The 16,991-nt window shown below is 38.6% G+C and carries 14 protein-coding genes; 5 read left to right on the top strand and 9 right to left on the bottom strand.

Going from position 1 to position 16,991, the window contains the following annotated elements; translation table 11 throughout:
• Nucleotides 1–32: 32 nt before the first annotated feature.
• Nucleotides 33–2,102, bottom strand: a complete 2,070-nt coding sequence (locus ACZ41W_RS12010) for a sigma-54 interaction domain-containing protein (RefSeq protein ID WP_464312223.1) — start codon at nt 2,100–2,102, stop codon at nt 33–35.
• A gap of 19 nt (nt 2,103–2,121) precedes the next feature.
• Nucleotides 2,122–2,895: a SagB/ThcOx family dehydrogenase gene (locus ACZ41W_RS12005; protein WP_464312222.1), complete on the bottom strand. Its 774-nt coding sequence runs from the start codon at nt 2,893–2,895 to the stop codon at nt 2,122–2,124.
• Between the two features lie 330 nt (nt 2,896–3,225).
• Here ACZ41W_RS12005 and ACZ41W_RS12000 point away from each other — a divergent pair, with 330 nt between their 5' ends.
• Nucleotides 3,226–4,581 (top strand): hypothetical protein, encoded by a 1,356-nt coding sequence (locus ACZ41W_RS12000; protein ID WP_464312221.1) that lies wholly within the window; start codon nt 3,226–3,228, stop codon nt 4,579–4,581.
• Between the two features lie 149 nt (nt 4,582–4,730).
• Here ACZ41W_RS12000 and ACZ41W_RS11995 read toward each other — a convergent pair whose 3' ends face one another.
• The 3 genes from ACZ41W_RS11995 to ACZ41W_RS11985 all read right to left on the bottom strand — a co-directional run bounded on the left by ACZ41W_RS11995 (nt 4,731) and on the right by ACZ41W_RS11985 (nt 8,737).
• Nucleotides 4,731–5,918, bottom strand: coding sequence for a MalY/PatB family protein (locus ACZ41W_RS11995; RefSeq protein ID WP_464312220.1), 1,188 nt, complete (start codon nt 5,916–5,918; stop codon nt 4,731–4,733).
• A 74-nt stretch (nt 5,919–5,992) separates the two neighbouring features.
• A complete protein-coding gene (locus ACZ41W_RS11990; protein ID WP_464312219.1) occupies nt 5,993–8,041 on the bottom strand; it encodes an efflux RND transporter permease subunit in 2,049 nt (682 codons plus the stop codon).
• Nucleotides 8,042–8,737 (bottom strand): TetR/AcrR family transcriptional regulator, encoded by a 696-nt coding sequence (locus ACZ41W_RS11985; protein WP_464312218.1) that lies wholly within the window; start codon nt 8,735–8,737, stop codon nt 8,042–8,044.
• Nucleotides 8,738–8,922: 185 nt separating this feature from the next.
• On the opposite strand from ACZ41W_RS11985, the gene ACZ41W_RS11980 reads away from it, so the two are divergent.
• Nucleotides 8,923–9,639 carry an SDR family NAD(P)-dependent oxidoreductase gene (locus ACZ41W_RS11980; protein ID WP_464312217.1) on the top strand — a complete coding sequence of 239 codons (717 nt, stop codon included), beginning with the start codon at nt 8,923–8,925 and terminating at the stop codon, nt 9,637–9,639.
• A gap of 205 nt (nt 9,640–9,844) precedes the next feature.
• On the opposite strand, the gene ACZ41W_RS11975 is transcribed toward ACZ41W_RS11980, so the two are convergent.
• From ACZ41W_RS11975 to ACZ41W_RS11960, 4 genes are all read right to left on the bottom strand, one after another.
• Nucleotides 9,845–11,026, bottom strand: coding sequence for a hypothetical protein (locus ACZ41W_RS11975; protein ID WP_464312216.1), 1,182 nt, complete (start codon nt 11,024–11,026; stop codon nt 9,845–9,847).
• A 315-nt stretch (nt 11,027–11,341) separates the two neighbouring features.
• Entirely contained in the window at nt 11,342–11,590 is a 249-nt protein-coding gene (locus ACZ41W_RS11970) for a CPF_0552 family protein (RefSeq protein WP_464312215.1), read from the bottom strand.
• 135 nt (nt 11,591–11,725) lie between these two features.
• Nucleotides 11,726–12,085 (bottom strand): YccF domain-containing protein, encoded by a 360-nt coding sequence (locus ACZ41W_RS11965; RefSeq protein ID WP_464312214.1) that lies wholly within the window; start codon nt 12,083–12,085, stop codon nt 11,726–11,728.
• 877 nt (nt 12,086–12,962) lie between these two features.
• Complete coding sequence (locus ACZ41W_RS11960) at nt 12,963–14,030, bottom strand: alpha/beta fold hydrolase (RefSeq protein WP_464312213.1); 1,068 nt, start codon at nt 14,028–14,030, stop codon at nt 12,963–12,965.
• A 240-nt stretch (nt 14,031–14,270) separates the two neighbouring features.
• Here ACZ41W_RS11960 and ACZ41W_RS11955 point away from each other — a divergent pair, with 240 nt between their 5' ends.
• The 3 genes from ACZ41W_RS11955 (at nt 14,271) to ACZ41W_RS11945 (ending at nt 16,780) form a co-directional block, all read left to right on the top strand.
• Nucleotides 14,271–15,140, top strand: coding sequence for a helix-turn-helix domain-containing protein (locus ACZ41W_RS11955; RefSeq protein ID WP_464312212.1), 870 nt, complete (start codon nt 14,271–14,273; stop codon nt 15,138–15,140).
• Between the two features lie 351 nt (nt 15,141–15,491).
• Nucleotides 15,492–15,809 carry a PadR family transcriptional regulator gene (locus ACZ41W_RS11950; protein ID WP_464314290.1) on the top strand — a complete coding sequence of 106 codons (318 nt, stop codon included), beginning with the start codon at nt 15,492–15,494 and terminating at the stop codon, nt 15,807–15,809.
• Between the two features lie 2 nt (nt 15,810–15,811).
• Nucleotides 15,812–16,780 carry a hypothetical protein gene (locus ACZ41W_RS11945; RefSeq protein WP_464312211.1) on the top strand — a complete coding sequence of 323 codons (969 nt, stop codon included), beginning with the start codon at nt 15,812–15,814 and terminating at the stop codon, nt 16,778–16,780.
• Nucleotides 16,781–16,991: the final 211 nt, after the last annotated feature.

Below are 16,991 nucleotides of genomic sequence, written 5' to 3'. Positions count from 1 at the left end.
GACAATTCTCAATTTGAGTCATCAGTCCTCAATTAGCTGCGCTGATTTTTAATCGTTTCTCGACCTAATTCCGTTAAATGAGTCCCTGCTCGACCAACACCTTTTGCAATCAGTCCATTCATTTCTAGCCAATCCATTCGTTTTCGAACGCGATTCGGTGTCAAACTTGGCATCACCTCACTCGCCATTTTTGAAATGAGATTTCGGCCGATACACTGGCCTTGCTTCATTTGACTTTCAATGATACGCAAAATGAGAACATCTTCTTTGGTTAACAGAAATGCGTCCTGATGTTGACTTTCATCGACCCATGCAAATGATTTTGAGTCACTTGGCTGCAAGGAGGCATGTTCATCGTTTAATAACGCTAGGTAATCTTCCGGTAAATCCGACCAATTCACCACGCCCTCTTCGCAGACTACTTGCAAATACTCAATTAAGTTTTGAAGTTCTCTCACGTTTCCCGACCAACTATACCGTGATAATCGACTCATCACTTCCGGAGACATTTTCAACGAACGATTTCCAGACGATGTGGAAAAGTAGTCTATAAGTGGATTCAAGTCATCAATTCGCTCTCTAAGTGGTGGAATGCGCAGATACAGCTTTCGAAGACGATGATACAAATCTTCCCTAAATGCGCCATCATGACACATTTGTTTTAAATCTCGGTGTGTAGCCGCAATGACGCGCACATTAATGGAGATAATTTCTGCGCCACCCACGCGTCGTATTTCCTTTTCTTGAAGAACTCGAAGCAGTCGCGCTTGAATTCGAGGTGAAATATCTCCAATTTCATCTAAAAAAATCGTGCCACCATTGGCTTCTTCAAATAAACCTTTCTTTCCGCCCTTTTTCGCCCCGGTAAATGCACCTTCTTCATATCCAAATAGTTCACTTTCAGCGAGTTCTTCTGGTAACGCACTAAAATTAATCGCTAAAAACGGTCCATTTGCCCTTGGAGATGCATTGTGAATGGCACTGGCAAAAATTTCTTTTCCGACACCACTTTCGCCTTGAATCAATAAACTCAAATCTGTTGTGGCGAGTTTTTTCGCAGTCTCAATACAATTTTTAATGACGTCAGACTGTCCAACAATATGATCCAACTGATACTTTGCAACATGTCCCCGTTTGGTCATCATTTGACGTAACTTTTTCTCCATATCAAAAGTATCTTTGGTATTTTTAAAAGTACAGACATATGACTTGAGTGGGTCAATGGCCATTTTTCCAATCACATATTGATTGTCGCCAATTTTACCCACCATTTCATCTTGGGCCTGTGTCTGCGTTAAAAACTTGTAAATGGAAGGCTCTCGAATTAAATTTGACAAAGGCCTACCGATTGCCCTCGTCGATCGAATCCCAAAAATCGCCTCACACGTCTCATTAAAAACCGTAATTTTCTCATGTTGATCAAATGCAATTAACCCATCATTCACATGATTGAGGACTTTATACAAATATCGATTTGAACGATTGGTTTCTTCTGCGTGGTCATGAAGCCGTTTATTCAGTCTTATAATGGTTTCAACGTACTTCGCGCTGATATAATGCGCCTTTTCATCGAGTAAATTCAACCGCGTCAAAATCTCAATAACAGTAGAAATATCAATAATTCTTGCTCCTAAGTCAATTTTATTGGGAATTTTAGGCGGAATAAGTGCTACTTCAGCAGGCGTTATGGCATACTGAATGGTTGAATCATACTCACATCCAGGCGCATATGCTTGATATCGGAGATGATCGACTCCCACTTCCGTGAGAAGTTTAATAATTTCACGCGCATTTTCAATGAGGTCATTTACCACAAGCACTGTTGTCTGATTGGGAATATTGAAAAGTTGATCGAGGTGCGCCATATTCAGCGACCTTTTTGCAACGATCACTGGGCATTCAGGATCAACTAATTCACGCGCTATTTCATACATTTCCATAGAACTAAACACGACTAAATCCGCACGAATCAACTGATCGACGCCGCTTTCAGTGGCATATCCCACAATTGACATATAATCTTCTAAGATGGCGCTTAATTGATTGCACAGATCGTTTTTGGTCGCTTCCGATTCCGTTACCAGTGCCAATACTGTATTCATTGATGCCTCCATAAGTCACTTAAGATTCCCTCGATTTCAATACTCCTACTGGGGCCATGTACACGACAAACTCATTTTCGCCATCCAATCCCAAGTATTGATCAATGGCTTTTTGATCATACGCCGCAATGGCACAAGTGCCACATCCAATTCCTTCGCAAGCCAAATAGAGATTTTGGCAAAGGTGTCCAGCATCTAACAGCATCGCCTTGTGCGCTTCCATCAAATACCGCCATTCCCCTCTATAAGGAACACAACTCCAAATAAACGTCACCGCACATTTGGCAACGAAAGATTGTTCTAAAGAACAGTGATGTATGTGCTCAATGGAAAAATCATCATCAAACATAAATTCCAATCGGTGGCTCAAAGCAAGGTACCGATACACGCCTTTTTCCAGTCCTTCTACGCGTTGAACCACTAAATACGTCTCAAATGGATGCCGCGCACCTGCAGAAGGCACGGTTCTGAGCGTCGCATAATTTGTTCCTTTAATGGACTTTACACCTTGTGTCGCATAGAGCAAAAAACTGAGTTCTTCTAAGGAAATAGATGCCTCCGCATAAGCACGCGTGCTTTTTCGATCCTGAATCGCCTGAAACAAACTGTTTTGTCTCATGATGCGTTCAGACTCTTCTGTTACCTTAGGTAAATCAATGGTTTTTGCCAATCGCTTGTGTGGCTTTTCAAGGGGTGGTTGTGGTAGTTTGAGTTCCTGATCCGATTTCAATTCATCTTTCCATTCGCCAAAACCCGATTTCATAAAATTACGTAATGCGATAAATCTACTCATGTATTTGCCTCCTATGAATTTCAAGCCTCTATTATCTTAAATTTACTAGCTTCCACACTACTCATACTTATCATGATCCGCTATCATAGCATTCCTTGTTTCATTCTACTTAAGTGTAACACCTAAAGAGCCACAATCTCAAGTAACATTTCTCAATCGCCCCACTACCACAGTTACGCGCTCCACAACAAGAGTCCTCGAACGAAGTTCACGTTCTGCGGATTGTTGTTCCACGCGTAACTGTGCTCGTTGGATTTGATGTTGAAATAAAATAAATTTTGTGATATTATTTTTAAATAGTTTTTAAAAAATAATATTTAGGAGAATGTTATGTTGAGAAAAAAATTTCTACTAATTGTTACTATGATGGCGCTACTTAGTATTTCTAGTATCGTCTATGCTTCTGATTACATAGAAGAGGCTGAGGAATTAAAATCACTCAATCTTTTTAACGGATCCGATCGAGGTTTCGAACTTGATAGAGCACCAACAAGAGTTGAGGCAGCTGCAATGCTCGTTAAATTTCTAGGTAAAGAACAAGAAGCGACACAAAATCAATTTTCACATCCTTTTACGGACGTGCCAACATGGGCGAATCCTTATGTCGGTTATTTGTATCACCAAGGTATTACAAAAGGTCTAAATGCTACGACTTTCGGATCAAAAGCTAATATTTCTGCTCGTGATTTTACTGTTTTCATATTAAAATCGTTGGGGTATCAATCAAATGATTTTGAATATCAAAATACCTTAGATTTTGCAGCAGCTTTAAGACTTGTTACGCCTTATGAAGCTTCCACGTTAAAAGATTCTCCATTTTCAAGAGGACATATGGCACATATTGCTTACAACGCCTTAGCAACAAAACTAAAGGACGATACCAAACTCCTAAAAGATGTTCTCGTAGAATCAGGTACAATTGATACCAAAACAATCGAAAATACTTCTTTAGCTTCTTCGTATCATGCTGAGATTAATCAGACTGAAAGTGAAATTATTGAATTCAATGATGATTTTTTCAAATTAAGAATTAAACCTGTTAATGCTCGAAAAACTTCTACTGATACCTATTTCGAGGTAGCAAATGGACTCCCTGTGTGCAACGATCATAACCTTGAAGTGGAAATTTCATTTTTTAAAGATAATCAATTTATCTATAAGTCAAATACAATCACTGGTCTATATACATCTGAAGAAGGAAGACTTATGGGTCATGGAATTTATATTCCAGATATAAGTTACAACAAAATAAAAATCTCCGTTGTTCCAATTACAGAAGAAAATTCAAATTCCCATATCAAAATAACACATTATAGTATAAATGAACTTAAATCCATCGAAGAATCCATCAAAAATTCTTATGGCTTTATAGCTCCTAACCCTTTAGAGTTATCTGACAAAATTTCAACTTCATACTTCAACACTTGGATTTCTATGTTCGCATCAAAAAAATACGCTTGGAATGATTCAGAAACTCCTTATGTATTTAAGGCTTACTTTCATATATCTCCTAAAACAAACTGCACAATAACCGTAAATAATGAAGCGACTTCGTCTTCTATGGTAAAATTTTCTGAATCAACAGGAAAGATTGATCTTCCATTACTTAAATCAAATGAATTTTACGCATTCATCTTATACAATTTATCTCGCGAAATCACGGAAATAATCGTTATCGACAAGTAGACACATACTTGAAAACACAAGCAACCCAGACATTTTAGCGTCCGGGTTGTTTTTTTCTTTCAAATGACAATCAGACAATCTAATCTAACATTTGATCTTATTAATCTTATTGGATCTTTCGTCTTATAAATTTTACTAATCATCTTTACTCATCGTCTATCCATCGCTTCTTTCAACTGCTTCATAGCTCTCTCAAGTGTTGCTTGCGGGCATGCGATGTTCATTCGCTGAAAGCCTTCTCCACCAGCACCAAAAATGGTTCCGGTATTGAGCCAGAGTTTTGCTTCGTGGGTGATGAGTGCATCTAATTCAGTTTGAGTCAGTCCTAGACTTGAAAAATCTAACCATAACAAATACGTCGCTTGAGGCTCCACAAGTCGAATCTGCGGGAGTTCATTTTCTAAAAATCGTTTCACAAATTGGATATTGTCCATCAATTGCACTTTGAGCGCTTTGAGCCATTCTTCACCATGCTCATAAGCGGCTCTACACGCAACAAATCCCATGACATTGGGAACACCAAGCCCCATGCGCGTTACTTCTTTTTTAAAGTTTGCCCTCATGAGTTCGTTGGCGATAAAGATGTTCGATTGCTGAAGTCCCGCTAAATTAAACGTCTTGGACGGTGCTGTACAGGTAATGGTCATCTCTGAGAATTCCGGTTTTAGTGCACTAAACACATGATGATGATGTCCCCATGCATCAAAAACAAAATCTGCATGAATTTCATCTGAAATCACTTTGACATGATGTTTGTAACAAATCTCACCGAGACGAATGAGTTCTTCTTTTGTCCAAACCCTTCCAATAGGATTATGAGGATTGCAAAGAATGAAAAGTTTGACATTTTCGGAGATCAACTTAGCTTCAAAATCCTCAAAATCAATGGTGTATTTCCCTTCATGGTAGAGGAGTTGGCTCACGACCAACTTTCGGTGATTGGAAAGTACCGATTCTGCAAAAGGTGGATAAACCGGTTGTTGGATGATAACTGCATCGTCTTGATTGGTCAGTGCTCGAATCGCCGTACAGATGGCATTGACCACACTTGGACACATGACGAGCCACTCTCTCTTAGGCGAAAATCCGTGATGACGCTTCATCCATCCTCCCACCGCATCAAAGTAATGATCCGAAATTGCATCCGTATAGCCAAATATACCGTGTTGACATCTTTCCACCATGATTTCGATGACTTGATCTGGTGCCATAAAATCCATGTCCGCAACCCAAAGTGGAATCAACCCATCTGGCTTTCCCATTTGAATTGCTGCATCATACTTGATAGAGTCCGTGTTGTAGCGCTGAATTTCACGTGAAAAATCGATTTTTTCCATCGTCACACCTCTTTCTTTTAAATATATTAGGCTTAGAAATCGCACTGAAAAGGTAATTATGCAATTTCCACAGGCTATTTCAATTTTTTAAGGAGCGTCGGAAGCAATGAAAGACTTAAAAATGAAGACAACACCATAGAAACCCACATCAATGAAGCCACGTAAAAATGGACTTTCAGTGGCGAAATGAAGAGCACACTCAATCCAATTGAAAAACCAAGTGCATTGGCAATAATTGGACGACTTGAAAATCCATAAGCTTTTTCAACCGCCTCTGAGCTACTATACCCTTCATCTTTATAGGTTTTGTAAATAGAGGTAAAATGGATCGCGTAGTCAATACCTACTCCAATGGTGATGCTAAACAGTGTCGTCGTAAATAGGTTGAGCGAAATACCCGTCATCCCTAAAAAAGCAAACAAAAACACCGTCGTTATGAATATCGGAATCATGGCAATCACACTTGATAAAAAATGTCTCAAGCTTAGTAGGAGCGAAATGAACACAAGTCCATATGCCACTGCTAAACTCAGCGCTTGCCCATTAATCATATTTTGATTGAGTTCATACATCGTCAGCTGCGAACTCGCGAGATCAATTCCATCAAAATCATCTGTGATACTTGCGATGGCTTCAATTGTGTCATTGCTCAAATCCTTTGGAAAAATCATCACTTTCATGTAGTGCTCACTGACGAATTCGGAATACAGTTCGGACTGCTGTAGCATTGAAAAATCAGGTTTGACACCTTTAGGCAATTGACTCATGATTTGATCTGAAATGGTCACCATAGAAAACACTTTAGATACATGCACATCGCTGGTCAATTGCTCCGAATAGGCGCGCACTTTCTCAGACAACATCGGCTCAAAAGGATTGCCATCGTGTTGGATCAATGCAAATACAGGTATGGTTCCGCCATTGATGTCCATAATTTTGTCAAAATTTTGAGCAACTTCTGTGGAATCTTTATACATCATCAGTTGATTGAACTCAGTGTTAATCATGGGAATTGTGAAAACAGATACGATTAACAGCAGGATCACAACGATAAAGGAAGGTCGCCCCCACGTTTTCTTAAACGGTATATCCAAAGAAAGTTTGCCCTGTTTTTTATGAATATCAAGATGCTCAAAGCTGTTGATTAACGGAATTACAAGCCACGTTGCAACGCCTGCTAGAGTAATTCCAAGCGACGCATAAATCGCAAGGTCATAGATTGCCTTTGTGTTCATAAACAATAACGAAATAAATCCAGCTACAGAAGTCACAGTGGTGATGATCATCGGAACGCCCACCATTTTAAGCGATTCCGCTAAACTCTCTCGCATGGACTTTCCATTTTCTAAATGTTCTTGAATATGAGAAATAAAATGCAAACCATCTGCACTACCGATAATAATGGTGAAAATCGGCGCAAGAACCGTTAATATGGAGATATTATTTCCAATAAGACCTGCAAATCCCAAGGTCCAAAGTGCTGCGATACCTGCTGGCATGACTGATAAAATCGTTCCTTTGACAGATTTCATCTGGACTCTAAAAATATTAAATAAAATGAAAATCGCAAACGGTGGAATCACGAGTAAAATGAACAATAAATAATCAAATATCTTCGTCTGCATGTACTGATTGCCGCTCATATAGTAGGTGAGTTTTTCCTCTTCTAGAAAAGATTCAATCTCCTTTAGATCCCCATATCCAAATTCATGGCTCGGAAAAATCGTTATAACTCCATAGGTTTTTCCATCTACTTCTTTGATGGACGAAAATTCCGTCAGATCAAGTGATGCAATCAGCTCTTTCGGAAAAGGCAACGTAGCATTTAACCCTTTTACCGCGCGAATGCTTTTGATCTCTGTTAAATAGGTCTCAAGCGCTGCTATTTTGTCCTGATTTTTTTCAACATCCTCTACCATAATCAGGACTTGGTCTGACGTTGAAAACTCCTTTTCAAGGTTTTCTAGATGTTCAAGATACTCACTGTTTTCAATCTTGAAAATATCAAAATTCGTCTGTATATCGAGATGGAATATTCCCCAAATCGCCATTAGATTGACCAAAATAAATAGAACCATCAGTGGTTTTTGAAATTTATAGATAAAATCAATATATCGTTTCATTTAATGACCTCCTTGGCGAACACCTTCTAAATGGCGAGCACCTTCTAAGTTGCAAACGCCTTCTATGTATTGCTTGATGAGTTTTTCGATCCATTCATCCATATCTGTGACTTGATACTGGTCCGTTAACACAAATGTCCAAATGGCATCCGCAAGGAAGATTTTTAACATTCGATTAAACAGATTGGCATTATCAATATGTGCGAGTTGTCCCTTTTCCTTAAACAGATCAAAATAGTGATAAAAAATGCTGGAAACATCGTGGAATTGACCCACGAGCAATTGATTGCGAAGAACATCATTGTAAATGAGCTCTTTTACAAAAATTCGAAAGATATCGTGATTGCTCTGAATAAAAAAAATTCGATCTTTCAAAAAATATCTAAAAAAGTCTTCAATCGTTTCAAAAGACTGATGTTCAAGTTTGTTCTTCACATCCTGTTTCATGACTGGAACAAGATATTTCATGAATTTAAGCAAAATATTCAACAGGAGTTTTTCTTTAGTTTTATAATGTCTAAAAATCGTGCCCTCTGCCACTTTCGCCCGATTCGCAATTTCTTTTGTACTGGTATTGGCATAGCCTTTTTCAGAAAATAGCGCAATGGCAGCCTCGTCTATTTGACTCAGTTTTAACGTTTCTTTTTGAGTTTGTCTGGTTTCCTCAAGCAAATGATCGATAATATTTTGACTCACGTGTGACCTCCTTTGTTAAAAAAGTGAGTGCTTACTCACATTTTCAGTATACACCCTTCATTTCTTTTTACAAGAGAGAAATTGACAGATTTAGATTCCATTCACATCTAACGGGTTCCGTGATAAAATAATGACGCAATCATGCACATTTTGAAAAATTGCTCAATAACACTGGAGGTTTTCATATGAACGCCATCGTCACTGGAGGTACCCGCGGCTTAGGGCTTGAAATGGTTAAAACGCTCGTAAATCTGCATTATCAAGTTGTGGTTATCGACTATAAACAGCATCAAACACTTCCCGATTCCGTCGATTTTTATGAAGTTGACCTTGCTCATCCCGAGCACATCCAAGCCTTTTATCAAGACTATCAAAAGAAATACGGCATATGTCACGTGCTCGTGAACAATGCAGCTATTGCACATTTTGAAAAACCCTTAAAAGAGGTGACCGATGAGGAAATTTACCGCTTAATTAGCATCAATTTAAATGCTACAATTGCCATGTCCAGAGGTTTTATCGCTCTAAGAGAGGAAAACAATAGTCCTCTTTATGGACGGATTATCAATATCGCTTCAACAAGATGGCAACAAAATGAACCCCACAAAGACCTGTATGGTGCATCAAAAGGTGGTATCGTTAGTTTTACGATATCTCTTTGTAATTCGCTGGCAGGTACTGGTATTACTGTGAATACCATCAGTCCCGGCTGGATTGAAACGGGCGATTACGAGAAAATCGCACCTCACGATCATGCCTTTCATCCATCTGGTAGAGTTGGGCGACCAGAGGACATCGCAAAAGCACTCACATACTTAGTCGATCCAGAGAACGATTTTGTCAACGGCAACAATCTCGTAGTCGATGGTGGCGTCAGCAAAAAAACGATCTACCCAGAGTAGCAAAAAACCAAGCTAGAATGCGTCTCATGACACATGTAACTTGGTTTTTTTGATCATTTTGTCAATTTTTTGTTTCATAAGATTGATTCGTATGATTGATTCAAATGATTGATTTATATGATCGATTCAAATGATTGATTCATATGATCGATTCATGTGATCGACCCTTAAGGCTCATTTATTTGGCTGTTCTCTTATTTGAGTCTTATGGCATTTCTACCTGATACGTCTTTCCCTTGCCACCTTTCATATCGCCCTGTGTGACATAATACCATTCCTCAACAGTACCATCTTGTTTAGTATACCGAATCAGATAAGCTTCGTCTGCATGCAGAACCATTGGATAGTTATCATGTGGTAGGTAATCGCCTGTTCGGTCATATGCGTTTATCACGTCATACGCACCTTCAAGCCGCCAAAATTCTCGATAGGCATAGTCTTTGAAACCACTGAGATCCACTTTTCCAAAGTAACTCGCCTCATAATCCACTGCATCAATGCGCATCGTCTCAGTTGAAATCGGCTTCGTTAAATACACAAAACCCGTCAAATCTTCTGTGGTCAAACGCTCTCCGTAGGTTTCTTTTAAATCCACCACCATGACCTGTTCATCTTTAGGCACATCAACACCAATATGATACGCGCCGTAAATTCCCATAATGGATGCATTTTCAAGACGATCAAATGCCCATTTGAAATTCTCAATCATCATCTCTTCTCGATAGGCATCATCACTATGACCATAATAGAGTTTTCCTTGTTTGATCACCTCTTTAGTTCGTATGTAAGCATCCGAATCTTTCATTTGATGATCCTCTAAATACGCCAAATAGCGCTCTCCCGTCGTATCATATTGATGTCCTACGTCCGTCCCATGAAAAATGGTTTCTGGATAGCGCTTTTTAATTTCCTGATAAAACGCTTTGACATCTTCAGAATGACACGCCGTCCCTTCCCAATCAGAATACAACATGTCCAGCTGTGTATCATCCGCATCTTGCATCCATAGATTTAGAAGCTCCGCCGTATAATAAGCAGTTTCAATAAATAAATGTCTCATCCCTTCATTCTCATACAAATTCCCCCAGAGCTCCAATTCTCGATCAAGAATGGCTTTTTTACCATGCATTTCTCCCACAAGATAAATGGTTCCCTGATTTTTAGACGAAGTGTCCTCATTTGACGAGCTATTCTCATTTATGGAATTGTTTGCATTCGACGAATTGTCTAATTTACTGGCATCGCCTGATTTTGCGCCACAACCACTTAACGTCCCCATCATTAAAATGACGACCAGCATCAAAACCACAAATTTTAATCCACCACTCTTGACTACATGCCTTTTCATACTTGGATGCATCATCCAGTTTTTAGTTATCACCTGCATCGTATTCACGTCCTCATTTGATTTTTTTGATTCTTTTTTGATTGCATTTTTGATTCATTTTACTTTGTTTCTATTTAGTTTGTTTCAATTCACTTAATTTTCATCCTGATACAATAACTAGTATAATGTCCTTTTTACTCAATATCTAGTTATATTCTAATTATTAATATATTTCTAATGTAATTTTAAAGAAGTCCATTTCGGGGAGTATCCAGCTACTCAAGTTGCTCAAGAAAAAAACTGACAAGAAGTTGCAAACTCCTGTCAGTTCATATTTAATACCGATTATTGAAAATTACAGATTGAATCTCGCTATTAAAACTCCATTTTTCTAACTGTAATGGTCTCAAGAGCAGAAAGTTCCGATTCAATCGAGCCAATCTCTTTTTCAGTGCCTGGTAAAAACTCTAAAATAATGAGTCCATTGGAACTGCAATTGGTTGTAGATGCTTCATGAAGTCCTAATCTCGTCTTGATAAAACAACCGTATTTGGTCAATAATTCTTGTACTTTTACCGCTTCGTGAACGCGATCGCCTACTTGAATACCTAAAATTATTCTCATAAACCCTCCCATAAAATCTGTTTTTCGATAAATTCATTATACCCCAAACAATGGGTTTCTATCAAACACCGTATTTCATGGAAATTCATCAAAACACAACAAAACACGTCATGCACACGTCATGAACTCGTCAATTTAGTAACTCGCACCAAACGGTACAATTGCTAATTTAGCCAGTTTCAAATGCTGAAGTGCAAATGGAATCCCCACGATTGTAATACTTAAAATCAATGCCCAAACCAAATGGTGCACGCACAAAGCCCAACCTGCGAGAAAAATCCAAATAATATTACCCAATAATCCAAATGCTCCAAAGTCACCCACATTGACCTCTTTTCCAAACGGTACGAGTACCAAACCCGCAATTTTAAAGCACTGTAAACCAAAAGGAATCCCAATCACAGTGACACATAACAAAAGCCCCGAAACCATCCATCCAATGGCAGAAATTAATCCACCAAATATAATCCATATCAAATTGCCTAAAATACTCATCAAAACCTCCAAATTTATTCATTCATCTTAATTTCAATTTATTATAACGCGAAAGACTCCTTTTGAAGTTAAAACAATATAAGAAAATGATTAAAATTGAGTCGTTCTCGTGCAAAGCTAGTGACTATATGTGAAACGCGATGTACAACACAAAATAATGCTTTATAACTCAAAATAATGCTGTATAACTCAAAATAACACTGAATAACTCATAATAGCTGATACACACATGGAAAATAACAAGAGTCCTCGCCCTACGGTCTGCGGATTGTCATTTTCCGTGTGTGTATCAGCTATTTTGTGTCAATACGTTTAGTATTTACTTGAGTATATCAACTATTTGTTTGAAAATACGCTATATTTCAGTAAACATTGCTTATTCCATGAATTAGATCTCGGTTTTTAAACTAGACTGCAATGTTTATTTCATTGAGTTCCCCATCGTATTCACTTGACAATATACTCACCCTTTTCGTGCTGTAAATTCAAACTACGAAATAGCAAAAATCTCTCATACTTGATCAGTAAATCCATGCTAATTTTAATAAAAATAGCTGAGATACATGGAGAAAATGACAATCCGCAGACCGATAGGGCGAGGACTCTTGTTATTTTCTCCATGTATCTCAGCTATTTTGTTTCATATTACAAGCATTTCACTAGAAAATATTCATCCGCTTCATACTTTACAATTCACTAAGAAATAGCAGAAATTCTCACATTTGATCAGTAAATCCATGCTAATTTTAACAAAAATAGCTGAGATACATGGAGAAAATAACAATCCGCAGACCAATAGGGCGAGGACTCTTGTTATTTTCTCCATGTATCTCAGCTATTTTGTTTCACATTACAAGCATTTCACTAGAAATACACTCTATTTAAGCAGTTCCTGCTCTTTCGCAATCTCATGTAGTATGTCTGAAAACGGCCCAGATTTCGACTCTAAAAGTCCGTGCGTCGTATCTTCCATCATGTACATTTTCTTGTATGGTGCATTGAGTTTACTAAAATACGCTTGCGCCTGTATATAATTGGTTTGATAATCCTTGTCACCATTGATATTGTAATAAGGCACTTCGTAATCTTTTTTATCTAGCAGTGAAAATTTCTTAAATTCATCCGACAGAAGAAAATTCATATACACCGTACCGTCTGATTTGAGCAATTTAAACCAATCAATGAGCGAGTAATTCGGGTTAAAAATCACCGTTAAAGGGATATTGTAATCCGTACCATCCACCATCATGCCATAGCCATAGGTTTCCATAAGTTGATTACGCGTCTCGAAATGCGTTTTTGACAAATTCTCAGGGTCAAGTAATGCCAACTGTTTAAGTCCTTCTGCATCGTCACCTACCCACTCTGTCGCGGCCGCTTTAAAAGCCACTTCATTTTCATAAAGATCCACCATCTGACCGGTTCCAATGTAAGCATCATAATAATGAGGATATTTATAAGCCAGATTCGCACCGAGATAACTTCCCCACGAATGCCCTAGCAGCGTAATTTTCTCTTGACCTAAGTGCGAGATTAAAAATTTCGTCATCGCAAGGCCATCACTCATCATCAAATTATAGGTAAGTTCCGTGTCATTTTGACTTTCATCATAACTTTTACCACAATTTCTCTGATCCCACGTCACAACCGTATAGACATCCGCCCATTTTCTCGTAAAGGCATAATCAATTGGACTCGTTGTCGAACCTGGACCGCCATGTAAATAGAGCAAAACGGGATTCTTCACATCTTCTCCATAAATGTTAATCCACTGTTTCGTACCGTTAATCTCCACATACATCGACTCATTGATACCGCCCTCAGGCGTCTGACTGTTAGTCGATTTTCCAATCCCCCGTACCAATAAAAATAGTAGGATGATGACCAGAAGCGTGTAAGCTAACCATTTTAATATTTTCAGCGCTACGGCTGCGACTTTTTTCATTTAAGTGCCCTCCAAAATATTTGAAATTGTCCTGCAATTTAATGTCTTATTATTTTAATTTCAATGGTATTATATCTTTTATCACGGTACATGTACAGAATGAAAATTTGCTGTTCCATTCAAAATTCGTTTAAAATTCAACAAATGCAACCACAAGTTGACAAAATGAACGCCCGAATTGATAGCGTTTATCGGAAAATGCATTATAATTAAATTAACAAACGAAAGGAAATGAACATTATGACACTCGGCGAAAAATTGTCTTCACTCCGTAAAAAACATTCCTATACTCAAGAACAATTTGCAGAATTACTCGGTGTTTCTCGACAATCTGTTAGCAAATGGGAGTCGGATACGAGTTATCCAGAGACGGATAAACTCATTCGCATCAGTCAGCTCTTTCAGTGTTCACTAGATTATTTATTGAAAGATGACATCGAAACACCTGAAGATGCAAATTTTACGCGCTACTCAAGTACAGATTCGATCCATTACTCAGATGCATCTTCATCTCTTTCAGACTTAAACGATGCTTCAGATTCGTCATTTATTACGTATAAATATCGTGTAAAGCTTCCAACTCCTATTGATAAAAAGAGCAAACACACGATTGCAGGGCTGCCGCTTTGGCATATCACTTCAAGTCCAAAACAAACTTCAAAGGGCATTTTTGCTTTGGGGTTTAAAGCTCGCGGTATTTTTTCACTTGGCTTTTTAAGCTTAGGCGTTTTTTCATTTGGATTCTTGTCTATCGGGATCTTTTCACTGGCTCTTTTTGCACTTGGTGTTCTTTCCATTGGTTGTTTTGCACTGGGATTAATAGCAATTGGCAGCATCAGCATCGGCGTGATCTCTATCGGTGCGTTATCCGTGGGAGAATTTTCAATTGGTGCGCTTGCCATAGGCAAGTATTTTGCCATAGGCGATTCAGCATATGGAGCAATTGCAATCGGCAAAACCACAGCAAATGGCTCGCTATTTAATAGTCTCCATAAGCTTTCCGAACTGTCGAGTGCTGACATAACGCATATTAAAAACCTCCTCGACGATACTGTCCCGAATTATCTAGAATGGGCAAATCGATTGGTACAGCTATTGTTGAGTATTTGATGCATATTTAATTATTACGCCGATTTATACTTTTAGCTATTCTTATAACAGCTGTCTGTTTTGAATAGTCCATACTTGAAACTGCGATACATCTATTTTAGTCTACTTATAATAGGCCCTATAGAATAGACTTCTTAAAAAAGATTCTATTTATTTGGTCTTTTTTTATGTCGATGTGGTGTGAATGATGCAATGGGCGTGTTCTTCAGTTTTCACTGTGATGGCTTAGCCGATTCATACTGCAAAACGAACTTTGTTTTAAAATTCTTTATATTTTATAATTGACAATACTGTGCGTCGTACACTATAATGTGATTAAGAGGTGATGATTTGGAAAATTTAGAACTTATTATGGATGGTTTAATGACTGAACTCAAGCGCGGAACGCTCGTGCTCTCCGTTCTCAGTCAGCTCCAAACACAAGAATACGGCTATTCTTTGGTACAAAAACTCGAAGAAAAGGGCGCTCCCATCGAAGCCAATACGCTCTATCCGTTGCTTAGAAGGCTTGAAAAGCAAGGACTTCTCATAAGTGAGTGGGATACGTCGGAAAGTCGACCTAGAAAATACTATTTACTCAGCGATGCAGGACGCACTATTTATCAAAATCTCATCGTAGAATGGAAAAATATGCGTCAGCAGATCGAAAATTTAATTGAGGAGGGATGAGGATGAAACTCATTGATCATTACATTTATGCGGTTACAAAACACTTACCAGAAGCGATTCGGGAAGAGGTGGGGTTAGAACTTCGCTCTAATATACTGGATATGTTGCCTGACAATCCAGACGAGACGCAGGTTATTCGCGTTCTTGAAGATATGGGGAATCCATCAGATTTGGCGATGAACTATCAACCAAAGAAAAAATATCTGATTGGGCCTACTGTTTATCCGAAGTATATTGAGATTCTGAAGCTCGTGCTTGGTATCGTTGCCGTTGTGTTTACGGTGCTTGGCTGTCTCAAATGGTTTTCACTTGGCGTGGATCAAGCTAACGAGTTTGACATGGTTCATTTTCTCTCGGATATCTTTGGTATGGTGGTAGAAGGGTTGCTACAGGCGGCTTTATGGGTGACATTGGTCTTCGTTGTCATTGAAAGAAATAGTGCGTTTGAAGGCAGTTCGCCATTTAAACAAAGAAAGTGGACGATTCAAGATTTAGAAGCGCCTATTGAAGCAAAATCTAAGATTTCAAAATCTGAAGCGATTGTGAGCATCTGTTTTAACCTTGTGTTTGCAGCGATTGCGTCGCTTAATCCCAATACGATTCCACTTGTATTTAGTTTTAATGGAGATGCAACGATCATTCCGTTATTTGACGCAGAACGTTTCAAACTATATGCACCTTTTATCATTGGATTATTTTTAGCATCCGCTGCATTTAATATTTACAAGTTAGTACGCGAAAGATGGACGTCGAAAATGGCCATCATCAACGCGGTTCTCAATGTAGGTGTCATCGTCTTAGCTTCTATGATGCTGACAGATGGCACATTGTTCTCAGAGGCTTCTAGAGATTTCATGACGCAACATTTTAACGGCAATTGGATGAAAATGACGCCACTTGTGACTGCCGCTGTCATCGGGATTCTTTCGATTTGGGACAGTGTTAGTGCCTTTATGAAGGCGAGAAAATAGGGAGTGTATGTATGCCCCGAAGTCATACACAGCAATCAAATAACAAGAGTCCTCGACCTACGGTCTGCGGATTGTTATTTGATCGCTGTGTATGACTTTGGGGATTATTTTTTGCATCATTTGATCGCTCTTCATTTAAGCAATCAAATACAAAGCCCCTGAGTGGGGGAATCCATGGAAAAATGACAATCCGCAGACCGCCATTTTAAGT

The organism is Fusibacter fontis (genome assembly GCF_055378735.1).
Note: the sequence above shows the minus strand (reverse complement) of the source record. Positions and strands in the feature narration are given on the sequence as shown.

Bases quoted from the DNA above. Each gene is read 5' to 3' on its own strand.
- ACZ41W_RS12010 (WP_464312223.1), bottom strand. From the start codon at position 2,102: ATGAATACAGTATTGGCACTGGTAACGGAATCGGAAGCGACCAAAAAC.
- ACZ41W_RS12005 (WP_464312222.1), bottom strand. From the start codon at position 2,895: ATGAGTAGATTTATCGCATTACGTAATTTTATGAAATCGGGTTTTGGC.
- ACZ41W_RS12000 (WP_464312221.1), top strand. From the start codon at position 3,226: ATGTTGAGAAAAAAATTTCTACTAATTGTTACTATGATGGCGCTACTT.
- ACZ41W_RS11995 (WP_464312220.1), bottom strand. From the start codon at position 5,918: ATGGAAAAAATCGATTTTTCACGTGAAATTCAGCGCTACAACACGGAC.
- ACZ41W_RS11990 (WP_464312219.1), bottom strand. From the start codon at position 8,041: ATGAAACGATATATTGATTTTATCTATAAATTTCAAAAACCACTGATG.
- ACZ41W_RS11980 (WP_464312217.1), top strand. From the start codon at position 8,923: ATGAACGCCATCGTCACTGGAGGTACCCGCGGCTTAGGGCTTGAAATG.
- ACZ41W_RS11975 (WP_464312216.1), bottom strand. From the start codon at position 11,026: ATGCAGGTGATAACTAAAAACTGGATGATGCATCCAAGTATGAAAAGG.
- ACZ41W_RS11970 (WP_464312215.1), bottom strand. From the start codon at position 11,590: ATGAGAATAATTTTAGGTATTCAAGTAGGCGATCGCGTTCACGAAGCG.
- ACZ41W_RS11965 (WP_464312214.1), bottom strand. From the start codon at position 12,085: ATGAGTATTTTAGGCAATTTGATATGGATTATATTTGGTGGATTAATT.
- ACZ41W_RS11960 (WP_464312213.1), bottom strand. From the start codon at position 14,030: ATGAAAAAAGTCGCAGCCGTAGCGCTGAAAATATTAAAATGGTTAGCT.
- ACZ41W_RS11955 (WP_464312212.1), top strand. From the start codon at position 14,271: ATGACACTCGGCGAAAAATTGTCTTCACTCCGTAAAAAACATTCCTAT.
- ACZ41W_RS11950 (WP_464314290.1), top strand. From the start codon at position 15,492: ATGGATGGTTTAATGACTGAACTCAAGCGCGGAACGCTCGTGCTCTCC.
- ACZ41W_RS11945 (WP_464312211.1), top strand. From the start codon at position 15,812: ATGAAACTCATTGATCATTACATTTATGCGGTTACAAAACACTTACCA.